This is a genomic window from Corallococcus terminator (genome assembly GCF_003611635.1).
Classification (GTDB): domain Bacteria; phylum Myxococcota; class Myxococcia; order Myxococcales; family Myxococcaceae; genus Corallococcus; species Corallococcus terminator.
The window spans coordinates 1-441 of record NZ_RAVZ01000816.1 but is presented as its reverse complement, the minus strand read 5'-3'; the positions used below and the strand labels follow the sequence as shown (position 1 = coordinate 441).

At 66.0% G+C, this 441-nt stretch carries 1 protein-coding gene; it reads left to right on the top strand.

Annotation, left to right across the window (positions count from 1 at the left end; all coding sequences use genetic code 11):
- Window positions 1-441, top strand: a 441-nt coding sequence (locus tag D7V88_RS42275; RefSeq protein WP_147449190.1) for an NAD(P)(+) transhydrogenase (Re/Si-specific) subunit beta, incomplete at both ends; no start/stop codon positions are given.

The following is a 441-nucleotide window of genomic DNA, read 5'->3' as shown; positions in this document are numbered from 1 at the left end:
GTGCTGTTCTCCAACTTCGGCGGCGGTGCTGGTGGCGAAGCGCAGGCGATCAGCGGCGCGCAGAAGCCGATCGAAGCCCCGGATGTCGCGGCGATGATGGCCTACGCCGAACGCGTGGTGATCGTGCCTGGATACGGCATGGCCGTGGCCCAGGCCCAGCACAAGATCTGGGAACTGGCGCAGCGGCTGGGCCAGCGAGGGGTGAAGGTGAAGTTCGCCATCCACCCGGTCGCCGGGCGCATGCCCGGGCACATGAACGTACTGCTGGCCGAAGCGGGCGTGCCCTACGACCTGATCGCCGACATGGATGACATCAATCCGGAGTTTGCCAACACCGACGTGGTACTGGTGATCGGTGCCAACGACGTGGTCAATCCGGTCGCGCGTACTGATCCGGCCAGCCCGATCTACGGCATGCCGGTGCTGGACGTGGTCAACGCG